This window comes from Nocardia asiatica NBRC 100129 (assembly GCF_000308415.1).
Lineage (GTDB): Bacteria > Actinomycetota > Actinomycetes > Mycobacteriales > Mycobacteriaceae > Nocardia > Nocardia asiatica.
The window spans coordinates 1-4,702 of the sequence record NZ_BAFS01000385.1; the positions used below are offsets into that span (position 1 = coordinate 1).

The following is a 4,702-nucleotide window of genomic DNA, read 5'->3' on the forward strand; positions in this document are numbered from 1 at the left end:
GGGCGGCGGACACGACGCCGTGCCGGTTTTTGTGGGCTTCCTCGTAGGCGGCGATCGCGCGGATGCCGGCGGGGTCGGTGAGTTCTTTGACCTCGGCGACGGCTTGGGAGACGTTCAGCTCGTCATAGTCGGCGATGGGCAGCTCGCCGGGCTCGAGGACGCCGGTGCTGGTGCGGATCGACCGCAGCGCATCAGCGGCGGTGTCGGCGCCTTCGCGGCGGGTGACCTGCTCAGCGGTCTCCAACGCCGCATCGCGGGAAGCAGACAGCGTCTTGACAGCGACATCCCCGGCGCGTGCGCCTTGGGCCAGCAGTTCACCGAGTGCGGGTGTGCTGGCACGCACGGTGTCCAACGCCCGATCCAGCCCGCGGGTCGACCAGCTGACCGGGAGATTGAACAGCTTCACCGCCGTCCCGGCAGCGGCCTGCAAGGGGGTGCGGCGCAGCGCGGCCGGCCCACCAAGAGCGTCCTCGGCCAGGACGGTGGTCAGCCAGTCCACCGTGGCCGAATGCGCGGTGATCAACCGATCCGCCAACGCCACCACCTCACGCAGTCCGGCGGAGGTGGCCAGAGCCTTGATGTAGCGGGCGCGATCGACCAGCTGGTGTTCGAGAGCCAGGTCACCGAGCAGGGCCTCGTCGAACGGCAGAGCCTGCTCGACCATCGCCTTGACCGCCGCGGCAGCCTGGCCAAGGAACGGACCAACCAGCTCCGGCACACCACCCAGCTCGCGGATGGTGGCCTCGATGGCTTCGGCGCGGGCGCGGGCGTTGTCGGCGTTCTCCGACAGCTCGCGGCGCACCGCTTCGGTGCGGGCCTGAGCGATGCGGGTCTCGGCGACCTGGATCTCGGTGTTGGTCAGCGACAGCGCAGCGCGGAGCTGCGCGAGCAAAGGTTGTGGTGTCGGGTGTGCTCATTGCGGATCTCGTCCCTCCGGTGTTCGACAGCATCGGGTCGGCGCAAAGGTGCACCACTGTCGGCCTTACCCAGCCCTACCAGCCAGTAACACCTCTCCGCTTGCTGCGAATGTGCGAGTAGAGGTTCATCGGGGGGATGCTCGGGCGAGTGCTGAGCTGGGACGACCTGGCAGCGTAGGCGCGGAAAAGGTGTGAAGACCCGCCCCGGAAGGGTTCGCTGTGGATAGGCGGGTCTGCCAACACCGTGGAGATATGTGGATCACGGGTGCGCTGGTCGGTCACGCCCGGCGGCTTCGCTTACTACGCATCGCTGCCGAACAGTTCCGGCCTCATGCGGGTCGCGGGCAAGGATGCACCCGCCCGCGACGGCGGAAATGCTAGATCGACGTCCCACCGTCGTGCATGAAACCTCACATCACACGTGTCTTTCCGTGTGGCTACACCCCTCGACGCTGCGGCCACGCCAACCCACTGCGGCTGTCGGCCACCGCGGGTTAGCTGACACCCAACTCGGATCGTGCAAGCGGTCGCCAACACTGCCGAGACCTATCCATTCCTGACCGATCTCACCTACGCCGTGCCCGCCGAACATCCGTAGCAGCGCACGCTCACCTTCCCAGCCCGGACACACCGCCAGATCACCTCGCGTGCTCACCGTTCTTTGTCGAGTCATCTGGCGCGGGAGACTCGACGGTGTCGACTGCCTCGGTGATCTGCTCTGTCGAGTGACCGGAATCCGCGATGCCGTGGCGAGCACGCTCGAGCCGCCCGGTTGGTGCCACCGTCGGCGCTGGTGCTTCCTCCGGTGAGGTGGTGTCGCGGTGGGCGCGGGCGGTGGTGATCAGTTGCCGGGCTTGCTTGGTGCTGATCTCAAGCAGGTCCGCGAGCTCGTCGTCGGAGGCACCGTGGTCACGTATCACGGCGGCGGCCTCGGCTTGGTCGGCGCGGTGGCGGGCGATCTCCTGCGCGGCGGCTGCCTCGACGTCGCTGATCTGCTTGTGTAGCGCCGCGATGTGTTCATCGCGCGTGGTTTCGCACGCGGTGATCGCCGCCCAGTCGGTGAGGTACCGCTTCACCGCCTCATGGATAGCACGCTCCCGCTGGCGTGCCAGTTCACGACGTTGTTTGCTGCGGGCGCGTGAGCGTTCCAGTCGTCCAACGACTTCGGGGGATCGAGCCGCGCGCGGGGAGCGCGGTGGGCGACGCGACGACATGGCCGGCCTCCTGAATTCTGGGCCCGCCTGCCGATTCTCCCGTACGCGATCGTACTCGCCCGGACGGTGGCTTGCGGTGCGTCTCGCACCGTGTCCCGCCAACTCGGTCGTCAATCCGCTGATCAGAAAGGGACATTCACGTGCACTCGCTCACCGACCTCGTCCGCGACCCGACCCAGGTGATCACCTCCATACCCGCCTGGCTCGGCTACATCCCGCACCGACAACTGGTGCTGACCATGCTCAAGGTCACCACTGACCGCGACACCGAGCCCGCCCGCCTCGTGGTGCGCTCGGTCGTGGCGGCGTGCGACCTCACGATGCCGGTCGGCGAGGTGGCGGCTCGAGCGCGCAGCACTGCGGCAAGCATCGACGCATCCGCGACCTTGGCCGTGATCGTCGATGACCGGCTCAGCGACCCCGACTTCGGACCGACCCTGCCCGCGGCCGGGCGTCGTCTGGTCGACGGGCTCGCTCACCGCCTCGCCGACAGTTCCGCACCCCTGATCGGCGGGTGGGTGAGCCGAGAGATCACCGCGGGATCACCGTGGTGGACGCTGATCGGTTCGACCGATCGCGGTGTCCTCACCGATCCGGCGCGGTCGCCGATCGCGCTCGACCGGCTGATCACCGGTCAACCGGTGCACCCCTCGCGCCAGGCACTGCGCGACACCCTCGCCCCGGATCCGACGCTCACCGAGCAGATCGAGATGCTGCTGCCCGCAGCCAGTGCACGCGCCCGGCAGCAGCGCCGCCTCGCCGTGCTGCACCATGATCTGACCGGCTATCACCGGCGTTGTCTGCAGGCGGTGTTGTGGCGGATCGCCGATATCGCCGGAGGAGACATCCCAGCGCCTACGCAATTGGCGGCGCTGGCGGTGGCGCTGAGTGAACGAGCCGTCCTCGACTGCCTGCCCGCCACCGCCGTCAGCAAGGACGCGGTGGCCGCCGAACAGCTGTGGACACTGCTCGTACGCTGCCTACCCGGCGCGGCGCGAACCGAAGCCGCGACGTTGCTGGCCTACAGCGCCTACCTGCGCGGCGAGGGCACCCTAGCCGCCGTCGCTTTGGAAACGGCGCTGGCCTCGAGCCCCCGACACGCTACCGCTATGGCGCTGCGGGCAGCCCTGAACGCCGGGGTGGCACCGGAAAAGCTTCGGCGCCTAGCCGGACACGGCGCGTCCGCCGCCGCGAAACTCGGCATAGGCATCAGTGAGCCGACATCCTAAGCCCGGCACTGCATGTGAGCGGGTTGCTCGCGCGCCACACGCACCGCCACCCCGCGCTGCTGCTGCGGGAGTTCCCTCATTCAGAGAGGTCAGCACGTGCCCATCTACCTACCCACCCCCCCAAGCTCCGGCCCGCGCGGTCCCGACGGCCGAGGCTGGAACCGGACCTCGCTCGCCGCGCACCACGGCATCCCGGGGCCGCAGTGCGCGCTGCGCCCTCGCCGATACCTGGCCCTGTACGACGTCATGCGTGATACCCGCCTGATCCGGTGGGGTCCCTACGACCTGTGTTTACGACATCCCCAGCTCGGGCAGCCACGCCCTGACTGCCGTACCTGCCCGGTCCTCACCACACCGGTACCGATCACGCACACCGACGCTGACCGAGTCACCTCGCCCGCCTGCATGGCCGACGGCACCCACCGCGACCAGCACCCTCCGAAATTCTGGCTCCAACGCATCAGCCCGCAGACTCCCGGCTACCCACGCACCCGCCACCGCCACCACCGCCGTGACGAGCCGGTCCCGTGACCACCCCCGACCTTCTGCGCCGCCGACGCGAACGCCCCTCCCGTGCTCAGCAACTGCCACGCCCGCGCGGCAAGCTCGATTTCGCGTTGGCGCCCGGCCCGGATTTGCTCAGCTACGACCAGTACCTCATCTCGATCAGCGGCGGCAAAGACAGCCAGGCAATGGTCGATGTTCTGGTCGAGGTCTTCCACCACCTCGACGTGCTGAACCGGGTCACCACCGTCCATGCCGACATGGGCCGAGCCGACTGGCCCCACACCGCCGCCCTCGCCCGAGAGCACGCCGAGCACTACGGGCTGCGCCACGAGGTCGTGGCCCGTACCGGCGGGGACCTTCTCGACCGGGTCGCCGAACGCGGAAAATGGCCTTCACACCGGATTCGTTGGTGCACAAGTGATTTCAAAAGAGGCCCGGCGCGGCGGGTGATCACGACGCTGGTCGCGGAGTCTCGCGCCGCCGGTATCGTGGATCGCCCGGTGAGGGTGTTGAACATCATGGGCCACCGCAGTCAAGAATCCGTTGAAAGGGCGAACCGGCCGGCGTTCGTCCACGAGCCCGCCAGGACGTGTATGTGCCCCCGCTGCAGTACCGCCCGCGACGCCGGGAATCCGCCCACCGGCAGCGTGTCGAACTCGCGGCGGATCGTCGACACCTGGCTGCCGATCCACGGCTGGGACCTCGAGACGGTGTGGGCGCGTCCATCCGGAATTGCATCTGATGCAATCACGATTCCCGACTTTGCAGGTCAATCGGCGTAACCCTAACCCGCAACGACCCCCTATGGCAACCCTCCTACCTGGGCATTTGCAAT

5 protein-coding genes are annotated in these 4,702 nt (G+C 68.3%); 3 read left to right on the plus strand and 2 right to left on the minus strand.

Annotated elements, in window-relative coordinates; genetic code table 11:
- Both ON27_RS29785 and ON27_RS29790 read right to left on the minus strand, forming a co-directional pair.
- On the minus strand, positions 1–892 hold an 892-nt coding region (locus ON27_RS29785; RefSeq protein WP_043735081.1), incomplete at its 3' end, for a hypothetical protein.
- A 663-nt stretch (positions 893–1,555) separates the two neighbouring features.
- Positions 1,556–1,993 (minus strand): hypothetical protein, encoded by a 438-nt coding sequence (locus ON27_RS29790; protein WP_051047108.1) that lies wholly within the window; start codon positions 1,991–1,993, stop codon positions 1,556–1,558.
- Positions 1,994–2,271: 278 nt separating this feature from the next.
- On the opposite strand from ON27_RS29790, the gene ON27_RS40150 reads away from it, so the two are divergent.
- The 3 genes from ON27_RS40150 (at position 2,272) to ON27_RS40155 (ending at position 4,649) form a co-directional block, all read left to right on the plus strand.
- Positions 2,272–3,360, plus strand: coding sequence for a DUF4192 domain-containing protein (locus ON27_RS40150; RefSeq protein WP_051047109.1), 1,089 nt, complete (start codon positions 2,272–2,274; stop codon positions 3,358–3,360).
- A gap of 96 nt (positions 3,361–3,456) precedes the next feature.
- Positions 3,457–3,891: a hypothetical protein gene (locus ON27_RS43285; RefSeq protein WP_157227406.1), complete on the plus strand. Its 435-nt coding sequence runs from the start codon at positions 3,457–3,459 to the stop codon at positions 3,889–3,891.
- Positions 3,888–4,649: a phosphoadenosine phosphosulfate reductase domain-containing protein gene (locus ON27_RS40155; protein ID WP_051047110.1), complete on the plus strand. Its 762-nt coding sequence runs from the start codon at positions 3,888–3,890 to the stop codon at positions 4,647–4,649. Before ON27_RS43285 ends, ON27_RS40155 begins: the two co-directional genes overlap by 4 nt.
- Positions 4,650–4,702 lie beyond the last annotated feature (53 nt).